At 71.3% G+C, this 23,110-nt stretch carries 25 protein-coding genes; 4 read left to right on the top strand and 21 right to left on the bottom strand.

Features of this window, described 5'->3' with window-relative positions; translation table 11 throughout:
- Positions 1-10: 10 nt before the first annotated feature.
- The 9 genes from rnc to B7K26_RS05375 form a co-directional block, all read right to left on the bottom strand.
- The gene (rnc, locus tag B7K26_RS12830; RefSeq protein WP_143340512.1) at positions 11-730 is read right to left on the bottom strand and encodes a ribonuclease III; all 720 of its coding nucleotides are present in this window, start codon (positions 728-730) and stop codon (positions 11-13) included.
- Positions 731-768: 38 nt separating this feature from the next.
- Complete coding sequence (gene rpmF / locus B7K26_RS05410) at positions 769-963, bottom strand: 50S ribosomal protein L32 (RefSeq protein ID WP_084077790.1); 195 nt, start codon at positions 961-963, stop codon at positions 769-771.
- Between the two features lie 2 nt (positions 964-965).
- Entirely contained in the window at positions 966-1,439 is a 474-nt protein-coding gene (locus B7K26_RS05405; protein WP_234998709.1) for a DUF177 domain-containing protein, read from the bottom strand.
- Between the two features lie 200 nt (positions 1,440-1,639).
- The gene (coaD, locus tag B7K26_RS05400; protein ID WP_084077787.1) at positions 1,640-2,119 is read right to left on the bottom strand and encodes a pantetheine-phosphate adenylyltransferase; all 480 of its coding nucleotides are present in this window, start codon (positions 2,117-2,119) and stop codon (positions 1,640-1,642) included.
- A 10-nt stretch (positions 2,120-2,129) separates the two neighbouring features.
- Positions 2,130-2,696, bottom strand: a complete 567-nt coding sequence (gene rsmD, locus B7K26_RS05395; protein ID WP_084077785.1) for a 16S rRNA (guanine(966)-N(2))-methyltransferase RsmD — start codon at positions 2,694-2,696, stop codon at positions 2,130-2,132.
- On the bottom strand, positions 2,693-3,601 hold the full coding sequence (locus tag B7K26_RS05390; RefSeq protein WP_084077784.1) for a hypothetical protein: 909 nt from the start codon (positions 3,599-3,601) through the stop codon (positions 2,693-2,695). The genes rsmD and B7K26_RS05390 overlap by 4 nt, the downstream gene beginning before the upstream one ends.
- Complete coding sequence (locus B7K26_RS05385) at positions 3,598-4,146, bottom strand: hypothetical protein (RefSeq protein WP_084077783.1); 549 nt, start codon at positions 4,144-4,146, stop codon at positions 3,598-3,600. The genes B7K26_RS05390 and B7K26_RS05385 overlap by 4 nt, the downstream gene beginning before the upstream one ends.
- Complete coding sequence (locus B7K26_RS05380; protein WP_084077781.1) at positions 4,143-4,709, bottom strand: signal peptidase I; 567 nt, start codon at positions 4,707-4,709, stop codon at positions 4,143-4,145. The genes B7K26_RS05385 and B7K26_RS05380 overlap by 4 nt, the downstream gene beginning before the upstream one ends.
- A gap of 18 nt (positions 4,710-4,727) precedes the next feature.
- A complete protein-coding gene (locus B7K26_RS05375; protein WP_084077779.1) occupies positions 4,728-5,342 on the bottom strand; it encodes a hypothetical protein in 615 nt (204 codons plus the stop codon).
- Positions 5,343-5,490: 148 nt separating this feature from the next.
- On the opposite strand from B7K26_RS05375, the gene B7K26_RS13170 reads away from it, so the two are divergent.
- Positions 5,491-7,323 (top strand): cellulase family glycosylhydrolase, encoded by a 1,833-nt coding sequence (locus B7K26_RS13170; protein ID WP_084077778.1) that lies wholly within the window; start codon positions 5,491-5,493, stop codon positions 7,321-7,323.
- A gap of 20 nt (positions 7,324-7,343) precedes the next feature.
- Here B7K26_RS13170 and B7K26_RS05365 read toward each other — a convergent pair whose 3' ends face one another.
- Together B7K26_RS05365 and B7K26_RS05360 are read right to left on the bottom strand one after the other, a co-directional pair.
- Positions 7,344-9,572 (bottom strand): ATP-dependent DNA helicase RecG, encoded by a 2,229-nt coding sequence (locus B7K26_RS05365; RefSeq protein WP_084077776.1) that lies wholly within the window; start codon positions 9,570-9,572, stop codon positions 7,344-7,346.
- Positions 9,569-11,020 carry a DAK2 domain-containing protein gene (locus tag B7K26_RS05360; protein WP_159449619.1) on the bottom strand — a complete coding sequence of 484 codons (1,452 nt, stop codon included), beginning with the start codon at positions 11,018-11,020 and terminating at the stop codon, positions 9,569-9,571. The genes B7K26_RS05365 and B7K26_RS05360 overlap by 4 nt, the downstream gene beginning before the upstream one ends.
- A 250-nt stretch (positions 11,021-11,270) precedes the next feature.
- On the opposite strand from B7K26_RS05360, the gene rpmB reads away from it, so the two are divergent.
- Complete coding sequence (rpmB, locus tag B7K26_RS05355; RefSeq protein ID WP_061962473.1) at positions 11,271-11,462, top strand: 50S ribosomal protein L28; 192 nt, start codon at positions 11,271-11,273, stop codon at positions 11,460-11,462.
- Positions 11,463-11,536: 74 nt separating this feature from the next.
- On the opposite strand, the gene thiL is transcribed toward rpmB, so the two are convergent.
- A complete protein-coding gene (gene thiL / locus B7K26_RS05350; protein ID WP_084077773.1) occupies positions 11,537-12,472 on the bottom strand; it encodes a thiamine-phosphate kinase in 936 nt (311 codons plus the stop codon).
- Between the two features lie 57 nt (positions 12,473-12,529).
- Here thiL and B7K26_RS05345 point away from each other — a divergent pair, with 57 nt between their 5' ends.
- The gene (locus tag B7K26_RS05345; protein WP_084077771.1) at positions 12,530-12,997 is read left to right on the top strand and encodes a DUF3515 family protein; all 468 of its coding nucleotides are present in this window, start codon (positions 12,530-12,532) and stop codon (positions 12,995-12,997) included.
- A 4-nt stretch (positions 12,998-13,001) separates the two neighbouring features.
- Here the strand turns inward: B7K26_RS05345 and B7K26_RS05340 are convergent, their stop codons facing one another.
- Genes B7K26_RS05340 through murA form a run of 4 tightly spaced genes read right to left on the bottom strand, consistent with a single transcriptional unit; the run spans position 13,002 to position 17,118 of the window.
- The gene (locus B7K26_RS05340) at positions 13,002-14,093 is read right to left on the bottom strand and encodes a D-alanine--D-alanine ligase family protein (RefSeq protein WP_084077770.1); all 1,092 of its coding nucleotides are present in this window, start codon (positions 14,091-14,093) and stop codon (positions 13,002-13,004) included.
- Positions 14,093-15,094 (bottom strand): NAD(P)H-dependent glycerol-3-phosphate dehydrogenase, encoded by a 1,002-nt coding sequence (locus B7K26_RS05335; protein ID WP_084077768.1) that lies wholly within the window; start codon positions 15,092-15,094, stop codon positions 14,093-14,095. The genes B7K26_RS05340 and B7K26_RS05335 overlap by 1 nt, the downstream gene beginning before the upstream one ends.
- Positions 15,091-15,804 carry a 1-acyl-sn-glycerol-3-phosphate acyltransferase gene (locus B7K26_RS05330; RefSeq protein ID WP_084077766.1) on the bottom strand — a complete coding sequence of 238 codons (714 nt, stop codon included), beginning with the start codon at positions 15,802-15,804 and terminating at the stop codon, positions 15,091-15,093. Before B7K26_RS05330 ends, B7K26_RS05335 begins: the two co-directional genes overlap by 4 nt.
- Before the next feature lie 3 nt (positions 15,805-15,807).
- Positions 15,808-17,118: a UDP-N-acetylglucosamine 1-carboxyvinyltransferase gene (gene murA, locus B7K26_RS05325; protein ID WP_084078562.1), complete on the bottom strand. Its 1,311-nt coding sequence runs from the start codon at positions 17,116-17,118 to the stop codon at positions 15,808-15,810.
- On the opposite strand from murA, the gene B7K26_RS05320 reads away from it, so the two are divergent.
- Positions 17,117-18,091: a PfkB family carbohydrate kinase gene (locus tag B7K26_RS05320; RefSeq protein ID WP_200810990.1), complete on the top strand. Its 975-nt coding sequence runs from the start codon at positions 17,117-17,119 to the stop codon at positions 18,089-18,091. The genes murA and B7K26_RS05320 overlap by 2 nt on opposite strands.
- On the opposite strand, the gene B7K26_RS05315 is transcribed toward B7K26_RS05320, so the two are convergent.
- The 5 genes from B7K26_RS05315 to leuC form a co-directional block, all read right to left on the bottom strand.
- Positions 18,088-18,669, bottom strand: coding sequence for a hypothetical protein (locus B7K26_RS05315; RefSeq protein WP_084077764.1), 582 nt, complete (start codon positions 18,667-18,669; stop codon positions 18,088-18,090). The two genes, B7K26_RS05320 and B7K26_RS05315, sit on opposite strands and share 4 nt — an antisense overlap.
- Positions 18,666-19,511 carry a CPBP family intramembrane glutamic endopeptidase gene (locus B7K26_RS05310; RefSeq protein ID WP_084078558.1) on the bottom strand — a complete coding sequence of 282 codons (846 nt, stop codon included), beginning with the start codon at positions 19,509-19,511 and terminating at the stop codon, positions 18,666-18,668. The genes B7K26_RS05315 and B7K26_RS05310 overlap by 4 nt, the downstream gene beginning before the upstream one ends.
- Before the next feature lie 122 nt (positions 19,512-19,633).
- Positions 19,634-21,091, bottom strand: a complete 1,458-nt coding sequence (locus B7K26_RS05305; protein WP_084077763.1) for an MATE family efflux transporter — start codon at positions 21,089-21,091, stop codon at positions 19,634-19,636.
- Positions 21,019-21,657, bottom strand: coding sequence for a 3-isopropylmalate dehydratase small subunit (gene leuD, locus B7K26_RS05300; RefSeq protein WP_084077761.1), 639 nt, complete (start codon positions 21,655-21,657; stop codon positions 21,019-21,021). The genes B7K26_RS05305 and leuD overlap by 73 nt, the downstream gene beginning before the upstream one ends.
- Before the next feature lie 12 nt (positions 21,658-21,669).
- Entirely contained in the window at positions 21,670-23,103 is a 1,434-nt protein-coding gene (gene leuC, locus B7K26_RS05295; RefSeq protein WP_084077759.1) for a 3-isopropylmalate dehydratase large subunit, read from the bottom strand.
- Positions 23,104-23,110: the final 7 nt, after the last annotated feature.

Raw genomic sequence — 23,110 nt, 5'->3', positions numbered from 1 at the left:
GAGAAAGGGGTCAGGAGGCGACGGCCTCAGAGCCGTCGGAGCCGGTGATGGCCTCGTAGGCCTCGGCGGCCGCGGCCTGTTCGGCGTGCTTCTTGGCGCTTCCCACACCGGTGCCGTAGGCGTTGCCATCGACGGTGACGGTCGCCGTGAAGGTGCGGGCGTGGTCGGGCCCCTCGCCCACGCAACTATAGACGGGGACGCCCATGCTGCGCCCCGCGGTGGCCTCCTGCAGCGAGGTCTTCCAGTCGAGCGCGACACCCGAGCGGGCGGCGGCGACGAGGTGGGGACCCACAAGCCTGTCGACCACCTCGCGGGCGGTCTCGATGCCGTGGGTGAGGTAGATCGCGCCCAGCACTGCCTCGAAGGAGTCGCACAGGATCGAGTCCTTGTCCGCACCTCCGGTGGCGGTCTCACCCTTGCCCAGCAGCACGCAGGGGCCCAGGTCGATCTCGCGCGCGACCTCGCTCAGCGCCTTCTGCGACACGGTCGCGGCGCGCATCTTGGCGAGGTCACCCTCGGGAAGATCCGGGTGGTCCCGGTACAGGCGGTCGGTGACGATGATGCCGAGCACGGAGTCCCCCAGGAACTCCAGGCGCTCGTTGGTCGGCAGACCGCCATTCTCGTACGCGAACGACCGGTGCGTGAGCGCGAGGACGAGCAGTTCAGGGTCGACGGGCACACCGAGCCGGGCCACCAGCGCGTCGGCTGCGGCCTGTCCCGGGATGCTCAACTGCTCGCCTCGCGTCCGCGTACGGGGTAAAGCGTGACTTACGCCTCGTGCTCGGTGCGAAGCGCCTCGGCGTACTGACGACCGTTGTAGGCACCGCACGACGGGCACGCGGTGTGGGCCAGCTTGTCGGCCTTGCACGACGGGCACGTGGTGAGGTTCGCAGCGGTGGTCTTCCACTGGGCACGGCGGGCACGCGTGTTCGAACGCGACATCTTGCGCTTGGGAACTGCCACGGCTAACTCTCTTTCTGTTCAGTCAAACTCTGTAGGGCCGACCACCTCGGGTCGATCACCTCGTGGGTGTGGTCCGGGTCATCCACGAGCCGCGCGCCGCATTGGTCGCACAGGCCCGGGCAATCCGGACTGCACAGTGGGGTAAAGGGAAGCGATGTCACCACCGCATCCCGCACCACGTCCTCGAGGTCAAGGGTCTCCCCATCAAACTCGAAAACGTCCTCGGGCTCCTCGCCGTCCTCATCGGACTCGATCTCACCGAGCGCGAAGAGCCCCTGAACGGCGGCGTCGACATCGCGACGTACCTCGTCCAGACAGCGTCCGCACTCGCCGACAGCGAGCGTGTGAACAGTTCCGGAGACCCAGATGCCCTCCGAGATGGACTCGATGCTCACATTGAGCTCGATATCCGTCCCCTCGGGCACGCCCATCACGTCGGTGCCCAGGACCACTGGTGCCGGGAACGTCTCGCTCACCTCGTGGTGAGCACCCGGACGCCGCACGAGATCCCTGACGGGGAATCGATACGGCGAGGGTTGCAGACGGTGCGACATGTCGCACCTCCTCACGTTTCCGGTCCGCACTGGACCCGGGCCCGTACCTGTTGGCAGGACCGGCGCACTACTTTACGCGACAACTGGGGGTGTTCTCAACACGGGCGCGCCGATGCGGCGAACTACCCGCGCGCGAGGGCGGCCGCGATGGCCTCCGGCACGCCCTGCGGCACATACGAGGATACGTCTCCCCCGTGCCGAGCGACGTCGCGCACGAGCGAGGAGGCCACGTGGCTGAGCGCGTTGTCGCCCACCACGAAGACCGTCTCGATGCCCGTGAGCGAACGGTTCATCAGCGCCATGGGCCGCTCGGCGTCGAAGTCGGCGCCGCCACGCAGGCCCTTGACGAGCGCATCGGCGCCCACCGTGCGGCAGAAGTCGACGATGAGGCCGTCGGTGCGCACGGCTCGCGCGCCGCGGATGCCGGAGATAGCCGCCGATGCCAGCCTCACCCGCTCCTCGGCGCCCAGCAGCGGCGCCTTGGACGAGTTGTGGGCGACGGCCACGATCACCTCGTCGAACAGACGGCTCGCCCGACGCACGATGTCGACGTGGCCGAGGGTGATGGGGTCGTAGGTGCCCGGCAGGACGGCGATGGTCATGACGGCGACGCTACCCCAGCGCCTCGGCGGGGCGGACCTCGGCGTAGTGAAGCCGCGTCTCGCCGTAGTCCTTGGTGTCGTACGCGTCCAGCGCCTCCGGCCAGGTGGGGGCCGATGCCCTGGTGGAGCCCTCGAGGATCACCAGCGCGTCCGGCGCGAGCACGGCGGGCAGGGCCGCGAGGACGGCATCCACCTCCGCGGCGGGGAGGTCATAGGGAGGGTCGATGACGACGAGGTCGAACGGGCCTGGGGCGCGCCCCAGGTAAGCGGCGGCCTTCTCCCGCACGGCCTGCGCGCGGGCGCCCACGCCGAGGTCGCGGACGTTCTGCTGGAGGATGCGCGCCGCCCCACTGCTCGCCTCGACGAGGACGGCGCTCGCCGCTCCCCTGCTCAGGGCCTCGAGCCCCAGCGCACCGGAGCCGGCGAAGAGGTCGAGCACGCGCGCGCCATGCAGCGCGTCGGAGTGGTCCAGCCGACTGAAGAGCGCCTCGCGCACCCTGTCGGTGGTAGGGCGCGTGCCCTTGCCGGGGACGGCGAGGCGGCGGCCGCCGAGCTCACCAGCGATGATGCGTGTCACGGGGTCAGCGTAAATTCAAACGTCTCGGGAACGGAACCATGGACGCAGACTTCGACCTGCTGTTGACCGGGCGGCGTGGAGGAGTTGCCTTGAAGCGCGAGCGCGACTCCGGACTCGATGTGGATCAAGTACGGGTCGTCGGGATCCTGTTCGAAGGTGAAGTCGTAACCGCCCGACGGAGAAGGCGACGAACTGACATAGAACACCGTGGCATCCTCCGCGTCGAGCGCATCGACCAGCCACTGCACGTTCACGTCGGTCTGCCATCCGTAATAGAACGGATCGCTGGGGTCGACGAGGCCCTGCACCGTGAGCGTCGAGCACACGGAATCGGAGCCGACAACCTCCACGTCCGACCAGTCGGTCGTGTACCACGTGCCGTCGTCGGGCTGCGGCTCCGGTCCCGCGTTGTTGAACCCACAGATCACGACAGTGGCGGTCTCCCCGGCGCTCAGCGGGGTGTTGTTGCTCATGCTGTTGAACGTGCCGGACGAGTCCGTGTTGCCGTGGATGACGACGGGGTTGACGTCGGTATCGCTGACGATGATGCCGCCGTTGTCGACCTCCACCTCCGAGGGCGGGCCGTTGTCCCAGGGGCGCTGCGTCACGTCCACGGTCAGTTCCCATTCGACGTCGGTGCCATCGGTCGTGATGTCGACAGTCGCGCACGTTGAGGTAGGCCCGGAGACGTTCCAGGTGATGTCGAGGTCGACATCGTCGCCGCCGTCGATGCCGCCTCCCCCGCCGCCGCCACCACCGCCGCCGTCGTCCCAGGTGCCGGCCGATGCCGTGGCGGAGAACCACACGTCGTCGGTCCACGCGGCCGCCGTCACCGAGGGCAGCGCGACGAGCGCGGCAAGCCCCACGAGCGCCGCGAGCAGGGGCCCCTGCCGCCGCGCCCTCATGACCGGGCTCCCGCGGGCTCATGGCGTCGCGCCGCGGCGACCGCGACGGCGCCCGCGGCCACCGCGCCGGCCGCGAAGGCGAGCACGAGCCACGGCACCTCGCCGCCCGTCGTGGGAAGCATGCCACCGTCGGGATCGTCGGCCTGCAGCGTGACGACGCCGAGCGCATAGCCGTCGCCCTCCGCGTTGTCGGGGAGCGAACCCGCCACCGTCATGGTCCAGGTGCCGGCCGCGACCTTGGCGCCGGTGTTCACCGGTGCAACGTCCAGGCAGCCGGGGTCGGAGCACAGCGAGATTTCCCAGGTCATGTCCGCCGCGACGCCCTCGACCTGGACCCACTCCGAACGCACCACCTGGGCGTCCTCGGGAACCTCAATCTCGAGGGACTTCGTCACGGTTTCGCCCGGCATGATCTCGCCAAGATCGATGTCGACCGCCACGTCGGTTTCCGCGCGCGTGGTCTCGACGCCGCCAGCAATCGCCGCGGCGCAGGCGAGCAGCACGGCGAGCAGGGCGGCGGGCAGCGCCCGTGCGAGGCGACTCATGACGCACCTCCCGAGCGCGCCGCGGGGCGCTCGGCATCGGCACTGGCGTCGTCTTCGGGCTCGCCATCGGCGTCGTCGTCCCGGTCACGCAGCAGCGACAGCCCCAGGAGTGCGCCGATCGCGATCATGGCGGGGATGACAACGCCGGGGCGGCTCACGTCGGCAATCGCCTCGCCGAGGCCGGGGATGACCCACGAGACGGTCCAGGTCTCGTCCTCGACGACGTAGGGCTCGGGGTCCTCGATCGGGTTGGCGTCGCCCTTGAGCGTCAGCGTGGCCGTGGAGCCGTCCACGTCTACCGCCGCGACACGGTGCGTGACGAGATTGTCCGCGAGGTCCGAGTACACGGTCACGACGTTGCCCACCGCGAGGTCCTCGACGGCGACGGGAGTGTCGATGACGAGGGCACCGGTGGGGATCTCGGGCTCCATCGATCCCGAGACCACGATGAGGGGCTTGATCCACCCCAGCGCCGTCGCTGCCCACACCCCGCACGTGAGCACGCCAAGGACGGCGGCCACCCACAGGGTGATGCCGCCGAGCGCGCGCAGGGTGCGGGTCACGACGAGGAAGGGTCGAGGTTAGGAGGCCGTGCCGACCACCAGGATGGCGATGTCGCCCTCGGACCCCATGTACTCACCTGCGGGCCATTCCTCAGGAATCGTCAGCGTGGCGGTGAAGGTCGCCTCTTCACCGGCGCAGTCGGCACCGGCGACGTAGGGGTCCGCAGGACTCAGCGGAGCGGCCGTCTCATAGGTGTAGGTCGACGCCGTCACGGTCGCCGGCGCGGACCCCTCAAACATTGTGCCTGTCATTTGCGGGACGGCCGCGGCAAGGGTGATGTCGGTGGAACCCGCGTTGCACAACTCGAGCGTGACCGTGGCGGTGTCGCCGGGAACCAGGCTCGTGAGATCGACGGGAGCGCCACCACTCAGCCAGGAGGTGGCGGGGATGGCGATCACCGTGTCGTCAGCGTCATCCTCCACCGACGCGTCGACTCCCAAGTCAAGCCAATCGTTGGTGCCAGCCACTCGGCCCTGAAGGTCGAAGTCGGCGGCAGACGCCTCCGCGCTGAACCAGACGTCATCGGTCCAGGCTGCCGTGGTGACCGCCGCGCCGATGCCTGCGACGGCAACGCCTGCGAGGATCAGCTTGGCTCTGTCGCGCCGGGTGCGGCGCGCGTCCTTGTTCGTCATGAGATTCCCCTGCCTTCGATGCTGCGCGGGGTGCGTCCGCGCGTGGGTCCGGGCCCGGCTCCACGCTCTCAGACTAGGCATGTGCCCACGAAAAGGACATAGTGCAGCGCCGTGAGGGGTCGCTACTGTGGGCGCGGGGAGGCCACCTATGACCGAGATCACATCGCCCACGCCGGGCGCGCCGTGGTGGCGCCGTCCCCGCGTCATCGTGCCCGTCGCTGCGGGCGCGGTAGTGCTCCTTGTCGCCGCCGGGTGGGGCCTCGTGCGGGCATCGTCCGATGACCCCGACGCCACCACGACGCCCGCCCCCAGCGCGACGGCCACACCGGACGCATCGGCCTCGGCAAGTGCCGCCCCTGCCGACGCGACCACAGCCTGTAGCGCCGCCGTCGACGTGTCGCAGGAGTGGGACGGCGGGTTCCAGGCCGACGTCACCGTGACGGCGGGCAGCGCCGACCTCACCTCGTGGACGGTCACCCTCGACCTCGGCGACGCGAGCGTCGACGGCGCGTGGAACTCCACCCTGTCGTCAGGGGCCACCGGCTCGGCCGAGGCGGGCAACGTGGACTACAACGGTGCCGTCGCCGCGAAAGCGAGCACAGACTTCGGCTTCACCGCGAGCGGCACCGGCCCCGTCACCGTCGCCTCGTGTGTGGCCGATGCCGCGGCCGGCTCCTCCTCGACCCCCGCCGCCGCCGACGACGGCGACGACGGCCCCGGTGCCGCTGGCGACGCCTCCGCCCCGCTCAACCCCGCGAGCGGGGACGACTGGCTGAGCGTCGACGGCAACAGCATCGTCGACGCGGACGGCAACGCCGTGTGGCTCACCGGAGCCAACTGGTTCGGCTTCAACACGTCCGAGCGCGTGCTGCACGGGCTGTGGGCCGCGAACCTGCGCGACACCCTTGCCGCGTACGCCGACCACGGCCTCAACGTGATGCGCTTGCCCATCTCCACCGAGCTCCTGCTCGAGTGGCGCGCAGGTGAGGCGCAGACCACAGGGAGCGTCAACCAGGCCCTCAACGAGGAGCTTGTGGGCCTCACCACACTCGAGATCTTCGACAAGATGCTCGCCTGGTGCCGCGACGAGGGCATCAAGGTGATCCTCGACGTGCATTCGGCACTCGCGGACAACGCCGGCCACACCGTCCCCGTCTGGTACGCGGGCGACGTCTCGGAGGAGGACTTCTACGTCGCGTGGGAGTGGGTCGCCGAGCGATACCGCGACGACGACACGATCGTCGCCTTCGACCTTGAGAACGAGCCGCACGGCAAGGCCAGCGAGTCGCCGCGCGCCACCTGGGGCGACGGCGGAGACGACGATTGGCGTGCGGTCGCGTCCGAGGCCGCCTCCCGCATCCACGCCGTGCACCCCGACGCCCTACTCCTCGTGGAGGGCATCGAGGCGACACCGGCGGACGGCGAGTCCTGGTCCAGCACCGACGAGGGCGACTACGACACCACCTGGTGGGGAGGAAACCTGCGCCTTGCGGGCGACCAGCCCGTCACCGGCGCCGACGGCAAGATCATGTACTCGCCCCACGACTACGGCCCCCTGGTCTACGAGCAGCCCTGGTTCCAGGGCGACTTTGACGCCGCCTCGCTCGAGTCGGACGTCTGGACCCCCAACTGGCTCTACCTTCACGATGAGGGCATCTCTCCCCTGCTCATCGGCGAGTGGGGCGGAAGGATCGGTGACGACGCGCGCCAAGACGAGTGGCTCACCGCCCTGCGCGACCTCATCGTCGACCGCCACCTTCACCACACGTTCTGGGCCCTCAACCCGAACTCGAGCGACACGGGCGGGCTGCTGCTCGACGACTGGTCCACCTGGGACGAGGACAAGCTCGCCCTGCTCGCCCCCGCGCTGTGGACCGACGACGCGGGCGCCGCCGTGGGGCTCGACCACGAGGTGCCCCTCGGGTCTGGCGGCGTGACGGTCACCGAGTACTACAAGGCCGGAGGCGCCTCGGTCGGCTGACTCACGGCCGATGCCGCCGGCTAGCCTCGCTCGAGGAAAGCCTCGCGCTCGGGGTCGAGCCAGGCGGCCACGGCATCGGCCAGCGTGGGGTGGGCGGCGAGCGACGGGTCGGCGGCCACCACGGCCCCCGCCTCGACACGCGCCTCCTCGATGAGCGCCGCGTCGCGCACGGCCCGCAGCAGCCGCAACGACGAGCGGCCGCCGCTCTGCGAGGCCCCCAGCACGTCGCCCTCGCGGCGCAGCTCGAGGTCCTTCTCGGCGAGCACGAAGCCGTCGGAGGTCTCCGCGAGCGCGGCGAGGCGCTCCGCGGCAGTGGTGCCGTCCTCGGCCCGGCTCACCAAGAGGCACAGCGACGGCAGGTCAGAGCGCCCCACACGGCCGCGCAGCTGGTGCAGCTGCGAGATGCCGAAGCGCTCGGCGTCGAGCACCACCATCATGGTCGCCTCGGGCACGTCCACGCCCACCTCGATGACGGTCGTGGACACCAGCAGCGGCGCCTGGCCCGACGCGAAGGCGGACATCGCGGCGTCCTTGTCGTCGGCCGCGAGCCGGCCGTGCATGGCGCCGATGGTGACGCCAGCGAGCTCTGGCCGCGCCGCGAGCGCCTCGACGGTCGCGGCGACCGACGCGAGCGGCACCTCAGGCTCGGCGCCGCCGTCGAGGTCGAGCGTCCCCTCCGCGTCCGGGTCGCCGTCAGCCTCCTGCGCCGGCTCGGGCTCGTCGGCGTCGATGCGGGGGCACACCACGTAGACGCGGCGCCCGGCGTCGATCTCCTCGCGGGCTCGCGCCCATGTGCGCGCCAGCCAGGCCTCGTTGTCCGCCGGCACCACGTGCGTCACGACCTCGACGCGTCCCGCGGGACGCTCCGCCAACACGGAGGTTTCCAGGTCGCCGAACACTGTCATGGCGACGGTGCGAGGGATCGGCGTGGCCGTCATCACCAGCGTGTGGGGCGGACGCTCCCCTCGCTCCCGCAGGGCGTCGCGCTGCTCCACACCGAACCGGTGCTGCTCGTCGACCACCACGAGCCCCAGGTCCGCGAACTGCACGTGCTCGCCGAGCACCGCGTGCGTGCCGACCACGATGCCCGCGGCGCCCGAGGCGGCCTCCGCCAGGGCCTGGCGCCTCGCCGTCGCTCCGAGCGAGCCGGTCAGCAGTGCGACGCGGGTCGCGCCGTCGGCCCCGGTCAGCATGCCGCCGTCTGCGAGGGGCCCGAGCAGCGCGCGCAACCCGCGCGCGTGCTGCGCCGCCAGCACCTCGGTGGGCGCCAGGAGCGCGGCCTGTCCGCCGGCATCGACCACCTGCGCCATGGCACGCAGCGCCACCACGGTCTTGCCGGCGCCCACGTCCCCCTGCAGCAGCCGCAGCATCGGCCGCTCCTGCGAGAGGTCAGCGGCGATCTCCTCGCCCACGGCCACCTGTGCGTCCGTCAGGGGAAACGGCAACCGCGCGTCGAGCGCCTGCGCCAGGCCTCCCGTGGTGCGCGGGCGCGGCACCGCGCGCAACTGGGCGTGGGCCGCGCGACGGCGTGCCAGCGCCGTCTGGAGGACGTACGCCTCCTCGTAGCGCAGGCGGTCGCGGCCGCGCCGCCAGGCCGCCTCGTCGTCGGGCGTGTGCACCAGGCGCAGCGCCTCGAGCAGCGTCGGCAGGCGGCGCTCCCGCCTCACCTCGTCGGGGAGGGGGTCAGGGACGTCGGCCTCCGTCAGGGGGTCGAGGACCGTGCGCACGGAGCGCCCGATGCGCCACGTGGGAACCGCGGCCGTCGCCGGGTAAATCGGGATGGGCCGCGAGGCCTCGAGCACCGCCTCGTCCTCGTCCTGGGCGTCCACGCCGACGATGAGGTAGTCGGGGTGGGTGAGCTGGCGTCGCCCGCGGTAGTCCCCCACCGTGCCGGTAAACAACCCGGTGCGGCCCGCCCGCAACTTGTCCTCGTGCATGCGCAGCACGCCGGCGCGCTTGGCGAAGAAGGTCAGTTGAAGCGAGGCGGAGCCGTCCGTCACGATCGCCTCGAGCATGGCCCCGCCGCGCGAACGCATAGACCGCACCTGCGCGGAGCGCACCTGCGCCATCACCGTCACGTGCTCGCCGACGGCGAGGGCGGCGATGTCCGTCATCGTTCCCGGCGAGTCGTAGCGGCGCGGGTAATGCCGCACCAGGTCGCCGACCGTCTCGAGCCCGAGCTTGGCGAGCCCGCCAGCGGTGCGCGCTCCGAGAACAGCCTTGAGAGGCTCGCCGAGCCGCTCACTCACGCCCGCCCCTCCACGCCAATGAGCACAGCGGGAGCATGCTGGCCGCCGCGGTAGACGTTCACGTCGGCGCGCGGGGCCGCACCCCTGACCGACAGCCGCACAGCATCGGCGACCCCGTCGGACACCCCCGCGGCCAGCACGAGCGACACCACCTCGGTCGAGGGGTCGACCATGCGGTCCACGTCCTCGTCCAGCGCGTCGCCGCTCGAGGCGCCGACGGCGGTGGCCTCCGCGGCCCTCGCCATCTCCTCGGCGAGATCCTGGCCCGGGGTGAGCAGCGCGGCAGCGGCCACAGCCGCGATGACACGCGCCTCGTGGTCAACGTCGAGGACCGTCAGGACGGGCCGCCTGCGGCGCGCCTGGAGTTCCCGCGCGGCGGCGCGCAACTCAGGATGCCCCGCCACCACCACCGCGTGCTCGGCGGAGGCATCCTTGACCGCGCGTCGCAGGGAGCGGCGCGTGAAGGTCGAGGGATCCGGGACGACCAGGACGACCGCCCCGGCGTCGGCGAGCGGCTCGGCGAGCCCCGGGCACGTGGTGAGGGCGACGATGCCCGTCGACGCGCGGTCCGCGTCGTGGCCGTGGGTGAGGTGGCGGACGATGATCTGGCGGGCCCCCGTCGCGACCCCGCGCTCGACGGCCGACTGCGGCTCGTCGGTATGCACGTGTGCCTGCCACAGGTCGTTGGCTCCGGTGACGGCCACCGAGTCCCCGATGATCTCGAGCTCGCCGGTGAGCGCGTCGCGGATGTCGTCCTCGGCGTGGGTCACGAACATCACCTCGAAGGCGCCTCCGTGGTGGGCGTGGAGGCCCTCGGTGGACACCCTGGCGCCCCCCTCGCGCAGCTCCCACGGCACCTCGGGAAGCGCCGCGAGCGCCTCGGGCCCCGCGATCACCTCGGCAAGCATCTCGAGCTGGAGGACCAGCCCGGCAGCGCCCGCGTCGACCACGCCGGCGTCGTGCGCCGCGGGGAGGTCGTCGTGGGTGCGCACCAGCGCGGCGCGCGCTGACACGACCGCCGCCATGGCGGTGTCGCCTGCCGATGCCCGCGAGCCGGCGACGCTCGCCGCGCCGTCGGCGGCAGCGCGCGCGACCGACAGGATGGTCCCCTCGGCGGGCTCGGCGACGGCCCCGTACGCGGCATCGGCCGCCTGCGACAGCGCCGCGGCAAGGTGCTTGGCGCTGATCCGTCGCAGCCCGCCGTGCCGGTCGAGAGCGGTGAGGAACGTCGTCAGGTACTGGCTCATGATGACGCCAGAGTTGCCGCGGGCCCCCAACAGCGCGCCGCGGGCGAAGGCCGCGACTACCTCGCGGTGCGTCGCGCTCTCCGGAAGGCGGGCGACGGCGCGATTTCCCTCGTGAAGGGTCAGATAGATATTGGTGCCCGTGTCGGCATCGGGCACGGGAAACACGTTGATCGCGTCCAGGCGCGTGCGTGCGGACTTCACCGCCCTGGCCCCTGATTCGAGCCATCGGCGCAGATCGTGAGAGTCCGCCATCCGTCCCTTTCCTCGCGCCACCGTGCGGCGGCTCGTCCTGGCCTATGCTGTCACGCAGCACCGACGTCGATGGCGTTGCAGGCGCGCATTTGCCCGCGCCGGGCGTCGTCGGTTACCCTAGTGCGGTTGCCCGGCGAGGCTGGGCTCACCATCGTGGCGCGCCGACTCACGGCCGCGCAGAATTTTGAGGAGAACTATCGTGGCTGCCAACTGCGACGTCTGCGGCAAGGGACCGTCCTTCGGTCACAGCATCTCGCACTCGCACCGCCGCACCAAGCGTCGTTGGAACCCCAACATCCAGCGCGTTCGTGCCGTGGTCGCGGGTACCCCCAAGCGTGTGAACGTCTGCACCTCGTGCCTCAAGGCCGGCAAGGTGCAGCGCGCGGTCTGACCTGACTGTCGCCTAGCAAGGCGCACGTTCCTCACGGAACGTGCGCCTTTTGCTTTCCCCCGGCGCCCCTTGCGCTACGCGAAGTGGTCCCAGCCGTTGACGGTAGGCGCCTCGCCGTCGATCGTGAGGCCCTCGCCCTCCTCCACCACTCCGATGATGCTCCAGCCGGCCGGCACCGCGGACTCGCGCGGGAAGCACGCCAGCATGTGGTGGTCCTCTCCCCCGCCAAGCGCCCACGCGAGCGGGTCGACGCCGAGGGCCTGGGCCGCGAACGCGGCGGCCTCGTGCACGGGAAGCAGCGCCGACTCCACGGCGAGCCGCGCCTGTGAGGCCCTCGCGATGCGGGCAGCGTCGCGCGCGAGGCCGTCGGACAGGTCCATCATCGCCGTCGCGCCGTGCAGTGCAGCCTCGAGCCCCGCGCCGATGCGCGGGCTGGGGCGCAGGAACAGGTCGATGGCGGCCGGAGCCACGCGGCGGCCGGCCTCCAGCTGTGCGAGCCCCGCCGCGGCCGCGCCGAGCGGCCCGGCGACGGCGATCACGTCGCCCGGCGCGGCATCGGCCCTCGTCACGGGATCGGTGCCGTGCGTCTCCCCCAAGGCAATGACGGCCACCACGATCTGCGGGGCGCCGGACAGGTCGCCGCCCACGACCCCCACGCCGTGAGGCTCGCACGCCTCGCGCAGGCCGTCCGCGAAGCTGAGCACCCAGTCCACCTCGGTGTCGCGCGGCAGCGCGAGCGCGACCTCGAGGGCCGTCGGCACCGCCCCCATCGCGTCGATATCCGCGAGGTTCTGCATCGCGACGCGCCAGCCCACGTCGGCGCCCGTCGACCAGGCGGTGCGGAAATCGTGGTCCTCCACCGCCATGTCGGTGCTGACCACCAGGTGACCGTCCACGGCGAGCACCGCTGCGTCGTCCCCTGACCCGAGCACCTCGGCATCGGTCTCCGGCAGGCGGGGCGCGAACAGCGCGATGAGGGCGTCCTCGGACATGTCACTGATGCGAGCCATGGCACGAGGGTAGGCCACGTGTCAGGCGACGCCGCGCGCGCAAACTACCCTTGACCCATGCCCGCGACCCGCCTGAGCCTTGCCGCGCTCGCCGGCGTCACCACCGTCGCCCTCGCCGGCTGCACGCACCCCCTGGTGGTCGATCCCGCCGAGTACGCCGCGGACCCCGACTGCGCGAAGGTCATGCTCGCCATCCCCGAGACCATCGGCGGCCTCGAGCAGCGCGGCACCACCTCTCAGGCCACGCAGGCCTGGGGCGACGAGTACGAGATCGTGGCCCGCTGCGGCGTGGAGCCTCCCGGCCCCACCACCGAGCAGTGCGTCAACGTGACCACGGCATCGGCCGATGTCGATTGGCTCCTGCGCGAGGAGGACGACCAGTGGGTCGCGACCGTCTTCGGTCGCTCCCCCGCGCTCGAGGTCACGGTGCCCAAGGTGCGTGCCGACGACGCCGTCAACGAGATCCTCGCGGACTTCTCCGGCCCGGCAGCGCTTGCCCCGGTCAACAACCTCGAATGCCTGTAGGCGGCTAGCGCAGCCCCACGGGTCGCGCGAGCGCCGTCTCGAGCAGCGTCGCGACGAGGTCCTCGTAGGGAAGCCCGGCAGCGGCCCACATGCGCGGGTACATGCTGGTCGGGGTAAAGCCCGGCATCGTGTTGATCTCGTTGACCGTGATGGCCCCGTCGTCCGCGACGAAGACGTCGACGCGAGCCAGGCCCTCGGCGCCCACCGCACGGAAGGCGGCGATGGCGACCTCCCTGACTCGGTCGGCGACGTCGGGGGCGAGCTGCGCGGTCGACACCAGGTTGACCGCCTCCTCGTCGAGGTACTTGGCCTCGAAGTCGTAGAAGTCGTGGTCGCCGCCCGTGACAATCTCTCCCGGAAGGGAGGCGCGCACGCCGTCGATCGTCTCGAGGACGGCGGTCTCGATTTCGCGGCCCACGACGGCCTTCTCGATCAGCACCTTCGGGTCATGCTTGACGGCATCGGCCACGGCGGCCTCGAGCGTCGCGAGGTCAGTCACCTTGGAGATGCCCATCGACGAGCCAGCGCGGGCGGGCTTGACGAACAGCGGAAGGCCGAGCTCCTCGACCTGCGCGGAACTGTCGGCCACGCTGTCGCCGCGCAGCAGCGTGACATCGGGCGTCACCGGCAGTCCTGCCGACCGGAACGCGGTCTTCATGAATTGCTTGTCCATGCCTGCAGCCGAGGCGAGCACGCCGGATCCCACGTAGCGCACGTCGACGAGTTCGAGCGCGCCCTGGACGGTGCCGTCCTCGCCGTACGGGCCGTGCAGCACCGGGAACACCACGTCGATGTCGGCGAACGCCGTCACCGTGCCGTCCTTGCCGAGCACGCTCCACGTGCGCTCCCCCGCCTGGGCGGGGGGCAGCACCGTCTGGGCTCCCGCCTCGACCTCGGGCATTCCCGCGTCGACGATGCGCCAGTCGGCGGGGTCGGAGGACACCGGCACCCAGCGTCCCTCACGGGTGATGCCGACGGCGACCACGTCGAACCGGTCCCGGTCGATCGCGCCGAGGACGCCGCCAGCGGTGACGCACGACACCCCGTGCTCGGACGAGCGGCCGCCGAACAGGACGGCCACGGTGGGCTTCGACATCAGACCCCCTCCGCCTTGCGCGGTCGAGACACGAGAGCATTCAGGACCTCCTGAATGGGAGCGCCGTCGTGGAGCATCGCCACCACGGCGTCGCAGATGGGCACGTCGACTCCGTGGGCGCGCGCGAGTTCCTGGATGGACTGGGAGGTCTTCACGCCCTCCGCGGTGCCGCCGGTGCGGGCGATCGCGTCGTCGAGCGACAGCCCGCGGCCCACGTGGGCGCCGAGCGTGTGGTTACGCGACAGAGGCGACGCGCAGGTGGCGATGAGGTCGCCCATGCCGGCCAGCCCCGAGAACGTGTCCGGCTGGGCGCCGAGCGCCGTGCCGAGCCTCGTGATCTCCGCGAGCCCGCGGGTCATGACGGTGGCGGTCGTGTTGTGGCCGAAGCCGAGGCCGTCGGCGACGCCGACGGCGACCGCGATGACGTTCTTGAAGGCGCCGCACAACTCCACGCCGACCACGTCGGCATTCGTGTACGGACGGAAGTAGGAGGAGGCCGATGCCGAGGCGACGAGTTCCGCGGCCTCCTGGTGGGCGCCGGCCACGACCGTCGCGGTGGGCTGGCGCGCCGCGATCTCGCGGGCGAGGTTGGGGCCCGAGACGACGGTCATGCGCTCGTCCGGGATGGACCACACGTCGGCGAGCACCTCGCTCATCCGCTCGTGGCTACCGATCTCGATGCCCTTCATGAGCGACGTGACGACGGCGGCGTCGGGGACGAGGCCCGACCAGTCGGCGACGACGGAGCGCAGGATCTGGGCGGGCAAGGCCACGGCAACGATGTCCGCACCGTCGAGCGCCGCCTCCACGTCCGTGGTCGCCGCGATGCCCTCGGGAAGGTCGAGGTCGGGAAGGAAGCGCTGGTTGCGGCGCTCGGAAACAATCTGCGCGGCCGTCGCCTCGTCGCGTCCCCACAGGGTGACGTCCGTGCCGGCATCGGCGAGGACCGCCGCGAACGTGGTGCCCCAGGCACCCGAGCCGAGGACGGCGGCCCGGGTCATCGGCCGCCCCCCTCGCGTCGCATGTCCCACGGCTTCTCGGGGGCCTTCTCGCCGCGAATCTCCTCGAGCATGCCCGTCAGGCTACCCATGATGCGATCCGTCGCCGAACGCAGCGTCTCGATGTCCAGGTCACGGCCGCGGAACTCGTCGAGATCGACCGGAGGGCCAGCGCGGACGATGACCTTCTTGGGCGGGATCAGGTGCGGCTTCTTGCCATACGGGTCGAGAAGCGCCTGCGCTCCCCACTGGGCGATCGGCACGACGGGCACGTCGTGATCGAGCGCCATGCGCGCCGCGCCGGTGCGCGCGAGCATCGGCCACAGGTCGGGGTCGCGCGTGAGGGTGCCCTCGGGGAACACGGCGATCGAGTCGCCGCGCTTCAGGAGCGTCACCGCCGCGTCGACGGCGTCCTTCGCCTTGGCCGAGCCGCGGTGGACGGGAACCTGGTCGAGGCCGTGCAGCGCCTTGCCGACCACCGGGATGTCGAACAGCGACGCCTTCGCGAGGAAGTGCGGCGCCTGCCCGTGGTCGTACAGGAAGTGGGCGAGCGTGAACGGGTCCGCGTACGTCATGTGGTTGGACACGGCGATGAAGCCCGAGTCCGTCGGCAGGTTCTCGCCGCCGGACCACTCGCGGCGCGTGACGCCGAGCAGGACGGGTTTGACGAAGACGGCGGCGGCGCGAAAGCCCGCTGGCATGGGACGGGGCATGGGTCAGTCGACCGCCGCACCCAGCGCCGTGAGCTTCTCGCGGAAGTTCTCGTAGCCGCGGTCGATGATCCCGATGTTCGACACGGTCGACGTGCCCTCGGCGGCGAGCGCCGCGATGAGGTACGAGAATCCGCCGCGCAGGTCGGGGACCTCGATGTCCGCCGCGGCGAGCGGCGTGGGGCCGGAGATCACGGCGGAATGCTGGAAGTTCAGCTGGCCGAAACGGCACTGCTTGTCGCCCAGGCACTCGCGGAACAGCTGGACCTGCGCCCCCATCTGGTTAAGCGCGCCGGTGAATCCCAGGCGGTTCTCGTAGACGGTCTCGTGCACGATAGACAGGCCGGTGGCCTGCGTGAGGGCCACCACCATCGGCTGCTGCCAGTCGGTCATGAAACCGGGGTGCACGTCCGTCTGGAGCGCGATCGGCTTGAGCTCGGTGCCGGGGTGGTAGAAGCGGATGCCGTCCGACGTGATGTCGAACTCGCCGCCCACCTTGCGGAACACGTTGAGGAAGTAACCCATGTGGCGCTGCTGGGCGCCGCGCACGAAGATGTCGCCCTTGGTGGCCAGGGCCGCGCACGCCCAGGAGCCGACCTCGATGCGGTCCGTCAGCGCGGTGTGGTCGAAGCCGCGCAGCTCGCTGACGCCCTCGATGGTGAGCGAGCGGTCGGTGTCGACGGAGATGATCGCGCCCATGCGCTGCAGGGTGTCGATCAGGTCCTTGATCTCGGGCTCCACCGCGGCGTTGTGCAGCGTGGTGATGCCCTCGGCCATGACGGCGGTGAGCAGCAGCTGCTCCGTGGCACCCACCGACGGGTAGGTCAGCTCGTGCTTGATGCCCTTGAGCCCGTCCGGCGCCGTGAGGTGGAGGCCGTCGGGCCCCTCGGAGACCTGCGCGCCGAACTTCTTGAGGATCTCCAGGTGGAAGTCGATGGGACGGTCGCCGATGCGGCAGCCGCCGAGGTCGGGGATGACCGCCTCGCCCAGGCGGTGCAGCAGCGGCCCGCACAGGAGGATCGGGATGCGGCTGGAGCCAGCGTGCTGGGCGATCTGGAAGGCGTCGGCGGTCGACAGGTTGCTGGTGTCGGCGTGCAGGACGCCGGTCTCGACGTCGTAGTCCACCGGGGCGCCGTGGAGGCTGAGGAGGGAGGAGACGACCTCGACGTCGCGGATCTGCGGCACGTTGCGCAGGGTCGACGGGGTCGAGCCGAGCAGGGCGGCGACCATCGCCTTGGAGACGAAGTTCTTGGCGCCGCGCACGTGGATCTCGCCACGCAGCGCACGCCCGCCATGGACGCGGATGGAGTCGATCATGGGGACCATCTTCCCTTACCTCGCGGCCCCCACCCACCCGGCGCGCGCGGCCGGGCGTGGCAGGATCGTCCGCATGACGGGGTCGACGGTGGTCTGCGCGGGTCTCACGACCCTTGATGTCGCTCATCTCGTGGACGGCGTGCCGCCCGCGAACCGCAAGGTCGCCTCGCACGACTTCTTCGTGGCCGCGGGAGGGCCCGCGACGAACGCTGCCGTCGCCGCCGCTCGCCTGGGAGGGTCCGCGCGCCTCGTGACGGCGCTGCCGTCTCATCCGCTGTCGGACCTCGTTGCCGCCGACCTCGCCGGCTGCGGGGTCGACCTGGTGGTGGCCGATGCCTCCCCCACCGGGCCGCCGCTGACGGCAGCGATCATGGTCACCCGCGCCACCGGCGAGCGCGCCGTGGTCTCCCCCACCGGCGCCGCCGTGACGGTGCCTGGCACGCCCGCGGGCCTCGACCCTGCGGCGCTGCTGGACGACGCGGGCGCCGTCCTGATCGACGGCTATCACCGCCACCTGTCCCTGCCGTTGGCGCATGCGGCCCGCGAGCGCGGCATCCCCGTCGTCCTCGACGCGGGGTCCCACAAGCAGTACACCGCTGCTCTCCTTGCCGTCACCGACGTGGCGGTGGTCTCCGACGACTTCGCGTTCCCCGAGGCCGGATCTGACCCCTACGCGACGCTCGCGCGACTCCTCGAGCTCGGCGCCCGCGCCGCCGTCATCAGTCGCGGCGGCGACCCTCTCCTGGTGACGACCGGCGGCCCCGTGAGGGAGGTGCCGGTGGCGCCTGTCGACGTGGTCGACACGCTCGGGGCCGGCGACGTGCTGCACGGGGCCCTGGCGCATCGGCTGGCCTCACGGGGCTACGACGCGGCGCGGCTTCCCGAGGACCTCGCGTGGGCCTCGCGGGTGGTCGCGGTGTCGCTGCGCTCGTTCGGCACCCGGGCCTGGCTCGCGGAGCCTCTGCCCTCCTAGGGCGCGGGAGGCACCTCGCCGTCGGCGAGGGGCGCATCGGCGGCCGATGCCGTGGCCCGGATCAGCGCATCGTTCTCCCTGTCGACGGCGTCGACCCACGCGACGGCCTCCGCCGGGTCCCGCCCCGTCGCTGCGCGGCGGGCGATGAGCCGCTCTCGCGTCACCTCCCACGGCACGTCGAGAAACCACAGGTACCCGAGCAGCGGGCGCACCCGCTCCCATCCGCCCATCCCGAGTCCCAGGTAGTTGCCCTCGAGGATGACGGTGTCGAGGCCCGCGGGAAGGGCGATGGCGTCGGGGACGGGGTCGTGGAGCTCGCGCGAGTACGCCGGGGCCGCGAGGTCGGCGCGGGCGGGGTCCGCGAGCCCGCCGAGCAACGCGACGAGGCCGTCCACGTCGAACGTGTCGGGCGCACCCTTGCGGGAGGCGAGGCCCCGGCTGGCGAGGACCTCGTTGCTGAGGTGAAACCCGTCCATGGGGACCGCGACGACCCCGGGGCCCCAGGCATCGGCCATCCGTGCGGCGAGCGTGGACTTGCCCGAGCCCGGCGGCCCCGCGAGCCCCACCACGCGGGTCATGGGGCCGTCACGAACACGTCGAGGTAGCCCAGGTGGCCGTGGACAAGGACGGCGAAGACCACGGCGTCGAACAGCAGGTGCACGGTCACCACGTAGCCCAGCGACTTCCAGCGCGCGAAGATCCAGCCCTGCACGAGCGCGAACGGCACCGTCAGCAACGGACCCCACTCGCGGTAGCCCAGCTCCCACAGGAAGGACACGAACACCACGGACTGCAACACGTTGGCGAGCCCGATCGGGAAGTGGCGGGCGAGGAGCGCGAACACCGTGCAGATGAAGAACAGCTCGTCCCAAATGCCGACCGCGTTGACGCCCACGAAAAGCCTCGCGACGTCGGTGTCGCCCACGAGGTCGGGCCAGTTGAGGTAGGCGCCGGAGCCCAGGAAGTAGAACGGCAGGATGAGGTACCCGGCCACCACCACGACGCCCAGGTAGATCCACTGGGCGCGGGTCCACGGCCGGCCGGTGCGCACGGGGAAGCTGATGGTCCTCTCGCGCGTCCACCATCGGTCGAGCGCCCACGGAACCAGCACGGCGAGGCCCAGCGCGGCGGTGAAGCGGGCCATCCCGGCATCGGACAGGTCCGCCTTGAGGGAGATCGCCGAGATGATGAGCTGACCCGCAGCGATGATCGCCAGGTCGCGACCCAGGCGCCGGTCGACGGCGAGGCCGAGCGCGACCCCCACGAGGAGCGGCATGTACCCCAGCGGGCGCACGTGCACCGCGAAGAGCAGGACGGCGGCTCCGCACACGAGCGCCGCCGCGCCGAGCCGCGACCAGTCGCGAGCGTCCCCCTCCCACGCCGGTACCGGGCGTGCGGAGGTCTCGACGGCATCGGCCATGCGCGCCAGCATGCCACGTCTGCAGCGCCCCCTCCCCCTCACTGTGAACCGTCTCGCGGTGCGACACGCCGGCATCCGGCCCGGGGACGGCCGATGCCGCGGCGTGTCGCCGCAGAACTGGTTCAGATTGAGGGGGCGGGGTGAGAAACGCGGCGCGTCAGGCGTGGATAGGCCACGCCGAGCGTCACCTGCCGCACCGCGTTGAGCACCAGGAACGCCGTCCAGACGAGTCCGTTGCTGAGCCCCCACACCGCCGCGCCCACGAGCAGCAGCGGCAGGAACACCCCGAGCACGGAGACGGTCATCGCGGCGAACATGAGGCCGGACTGGCCCGCTCCCAGGAACACGCCGTCGAGCCACCACGCGCCCCACGACACGAGCGGGAGCAGCGCGATCCACGGCCAATACCCGATGGCCGCCTCGCGCACCTCGGGAAGGTCGGTGAGCGCGCCCAGGATGATGTCGCGCCCCAGCCAATACCCAAGGCTCAGGACGGCACCGATCGCGGCCATCGGGATCGCGGAGGCGATCACCGCGGCGTGCATGCCGGGCACGTCGCCGGCGCCCGCGGCGTGCGCGACGAGCGCCTCCGCGGCATTCGCGTACCCATCGAGCGCATAGGACGCCACGTTCATCAGTTGCAGCATGATCGCGTTGGCCGCGAGGATCTCGGGCCCGAAGTGGGATCCGATGGACGCCACAAATGTCACCACCGACGTGAGGAGCGCGGTGCGGCCCATGAGGGCACCGTTGAAGCGCGCGAGGGCGCCCCAGCCGCGGCGCAGGGTGGCGTCACGCCAGTCGCGCATCGTGGCCCGCTGGTCCGGCTCGAGGCGGCGCCACAGGATCACGACGGCGAGGCCGGCGCCGATCCACTCGGAGCCGAAGGTGCCCCAGGCGGCGCCGGCGGCCCCCATGCCCGCTCCCCCGACGAGGACGAGGTCGAGCACGATGTTCGCCACCGCCTGCACCGATGCGACGAGCAGGGGAACGCGGGTGTTCTTGGCGCCGATGAAGTAGCCGGCCACGATGAGCGTCACGAGGAGCGCGGGCAGCGACAGCCCGCGGATGAGGGTGTAGGTGAGCGCGGCGTCACGGGCCGGCCCCTCGGGCGCCAGGAGCGTGAGGATCGCGGGGACTACCGCCCACATCAGGATCAGCCATGCCACCGACATCGCCGCGGCGAGGGCCCCCGCGCGCTGCACGTGGCGGACGGCGCCGGTGCTGTCGCCGCTACCCAACGCGCGGCCCACCAGGGACGTGGTGCCGGCGCGCAGGAACGAGAAGATCCAGAACAGCGTCGAGATGACGGCGGCGCCGAGTCCCACAGCGCCGATGTCCGTGGCCGTCGAGAAGTGGCCGAGCGCGGCGGTGTCCACGAGACCCGCGATGGGGACCGCCACGTTGGAGGCGATCGCGGGCAACGCAAGCGACGCCGCGGCCCGATGCGGAAGCGGTCGGGCGACGCGGCGTCGCTGAGGCTGGTCTGTGGCGCTCGTGAGAGTCCTTACTCGACGGGGCGGGCGACCTCGACGACGAACTTCTCGTCGGTCTTGGCCGGCAGGGTCTTCGGACGCCACGCGTCGCGCGTCGCCTCGAAGGCAGTGATGTCGGCCTCGTTCTGCAGGGTGAGGCCGATGTCGTCAAGGCCCTCCATGAGGCGCCAGCGCACGTAGTCGTCGATCTCGAAGGGTACCGTCAGCTCGCCGCAGGAGGCGGTGCGGTCCTCGAGCGAGACGGTGATCTCCTTGCCGGGCTCGGTCTCGAGCATCTTCCACAGGAGCTCGATGTTCTCCTGGCTCACGATGCCGGTGACGAGGCCCTGCTTGCCCGAGTTTCCGCGGAAGATGTCCGCGAAGCGCGAGGCGAGGACCACCTTGAACCCGTAATCCTTGAGCGCCCACACGGCGTGCTCGCGGGACGAGCCGGTGCCGAAGTCGGGGCCGGCAACCAGCACGGAGCCCGCCTTGTACTCCTCCTGGTTGAGGATGAACGACTCGTCGCCGCGCCAGGCGGCGAAGAGCGCGTCCTCGAAGCCGGTACGGGTGACGCGCTTGAGGTAGACGGCGGGGATGATCTGGTCGGTGTCGACGTTCGAACGACGCAGCGGGACGCCGATGCCGGTGTGGGTGGTGAACTTCTCCATGGCGGCTTCTCCTTACGCGCCGGCGCCGACGAGGACGTCGACGTCTGCCAGGTCGGCGGGGCTGGACAGGGTGCCGCGGACCGCGGTGGCGGCGGCGACGAGCGGCGACACGAGGTGCGTGCGACCGCCCTTACCCTGACGGCCCTCGAAGTTGCGGTTCGAGGTGGACGCGGAGCGCTCCTCGGGCTTCAGCTGGTCGGGGTTCATGCCCAGGCACATCGAGCAGCCGGCGTTGCGCCACTCGGCACCGAACTCGATGAAGATCTTGTCCAGCCCCTCCTGCTCGGCCTGGAGGCGCACGCGCGCCGAGCCTGGCACCACAAGCATGCGGGTGTGGGCGGCCTTGGTGCGGCCCTGGATGATCTCCGCGGCGGCGCGCAGGTCCTCGATGCGGCCGTTGGTGCACGAGCCGAGGAACACGGTGTCGATCGCCAGGTCGCGCAGCGGCTGGCCGGGCGTGAGGCCCATGTAACGGATGGCGTTGACGGCGGCCTCGCGCTCGTCGGCATCGGCGATCTCGGCGGGGTTGGGAACCGTCGCGGACAGCGGCAGACCCTGGCCGGGGTTGGTGCCCCAGGTGACGAACGGCTCGAGGTCGGCGGCGTTGAGGTTCACCTCGGTGTCGAAGACGGCGTCATCGTCCGTGGTGAGCGTGCGCCAGTAGTCCACGGCGGCGTCCCAGTCGGCACCTTCGGGCGCGTGGGGACGGCCCTTGACGTACTCAAAGGTGGTCTCGTCGGGCGCGATCATTCCCGCGCGGGCGCCGGCCTCGATCGACATGTTGCAGATCGTCATGCGGGCTTCCATCGACAGCTTGCGGATCGCCTCGCCGCGGTACTCCAGGACGTAGCCCTGGCCGCCGCCGGTGCCGATCTTGGCGATGATCGCGAGGATGATGTCCTTCGCGGTCGAGCCCTCGGGCAGCTCGCCGTCAACGTTGATCGCCATGGTCTTGAACGGCTTCAGCGGCAGCGTCTGCGTGGCGAGCACGTGCTCCACCTCGGAGGTGCCGATGCCGAACGCGAGAGACCCGAAGGCGCCGTGCGTCGAGGTGTGGGAGTCTCCACACACCACCGTCATGCCGGGCATGGTGAGGCCGAGCTGGGGGCCGACGACGTGGACGATGCCCTGGTCGGAGTCGCCCAGCGAGTGGATGCGCACGCCGAACTCCTTGGCGTTGGCACGCAGCGTGTCGACCTGGGTGCGGCTGGTGAGGTCCGCGATCGGCTTGTCGATGTCGAGGGTGGGGGTGTTGTGGTCCTCGGTCGCGATCGTCAGATCGGGGCGGCGCACAGGGCGGCCGGCGAGGCGCAGACCCTCGAACGCCTGCGGGCTCGTGACCTCGTGGCACATGTGCAGATCGATGTAGATGAGGTCGGGCGCGCCGTCCTCACCCTTGCGGACCAGGTGATCGGCCCACAGCTTCTCCGCGAGCGTGGTTCCCATGACTTAC

Origin of the sequence: Demequina sp. NBRC 110057, from assembly GCF_002090175.1 — a bacterium.
GTDB lineage: Bacteria > Actinomycetota > Actinomycetes > Actinomycetales > Demequinaceae > Demequina.
This window is presented reverse-complemented; position numbering and strand designations above follow the sequence as displayed.

Bases quoted from the DNA above. Each gene is read 5' to 3' on its own strand.
- B7K26_RS05345 (WP_084077771.1), top strand. From the start codon at position 12,530: ATGCCCGCGACCCGCCTGAGCCTTGCCGCGCTCGCCGGCGTCACCACC.
- B7K26_RS05330 (WP_084077766.1), bottom strand. From the start codon at position 15,804: ATGCCCCGTCCCATGCCAGCGGGCTTTCGCGCCGCCGCCGTCTTCGTC.
- B7K26_RS05385 (WP_084077783.1), bottom strand. From the start codon at position 4,146: ATGAGTCGCCTCGCACGGGCGCTGCCCGCCGCCCTGCTCGCCGTGCTG.
- B7K26_RS05390 (WP_084077784.1), bottom strand. From the start codon at position 3,601: ATGAGGGCGCGGCGGCAGGGGCCCCTGCTCGCGGCGCTCGTGGGGCTT.
- murA (WP_084078562.1), bottom strand. From the start codon at position 17,118: ATGATCGACTCCATCCGCGTCCATGGCGGGCGTGCGCTGCGTGGCGAG.
- B7K26_RS05375 (WP_084077779.1), bottom strand. From the start codon at position 5,342: ATGACGAACAAGGACGCGCGCCGCACCCGGCGCGACAGAGCCAAGCTG.
- B7K26_RS13170 (WP_084077778.1), top strand. From the start codon at position 5,491: ATGACCGAGATCACATCGCCCACGCCGGGCGCGCCGTGGTGGCGCCGT.
- B7K26_RS05335 (WP_084077768.1), bottom strand. From the start codon at position 15,094: ATGACCCGGGCCGCCGTCCTCGGCTCGGGTGCCTGGGGCACCACGTTC.
- B7K26_RS05340 (WP_084077770.1), bottom strand. From the start codon at position 14,093: ATGTCGAAGCCCACCGTGGCCGTCCTGTTCGGCGGCCGCTCGTCCGAG.
- leuD (WP_084077761.1), bottom strand. From the start codon at position 21,657: ATGGAGAAGTTCACCACCCACACCGGCATCGGCGTCCCGCTGCGTCGT.
- B7K26_RS05315 (WP_084077764.1), bottom strand. From the start codon at position 18,669: ATGACCCGCGTGGTGGGGCTCGCGGGGCCGCCGGGCTCGGGCAAGTCC.
- coaD (WP_084077787.1), bottom strand. From the start codon at position 2,119: ATGACCATCGCCGTCCTGCCGGGCACCTACGACCCCATCACCCTCGGC.
- leuC (WP_084077759.1), bottom strand. From the start codon at position 23,103: ATGGGAACCACGCTCGCGGAGAAGCTGTGGGCCGATCACCTGGTCCGC.
- B7K26_RS05310 (WP_084078558.1), bottom strand. From the start codon at position 19,511: ATGGCCGATGCCGTCGAGACCTCCGCACGCCCGGTACCGGCGTGGGAG.
- B7K26_RS05320 (WP_200810990.1), top strand. From the start codon at position 17,117: ATGGGGACCATCTTCCCTTACCTCGCGGCCCCCACCCACCCGGCGCGC.
- thiL (WP_084077773.1), bottom strand. From the start codon at position 12,472: ATGGCTCGCATCAGTGACATGTCCGAGGACGCCCTCATCGCGCTGTTC.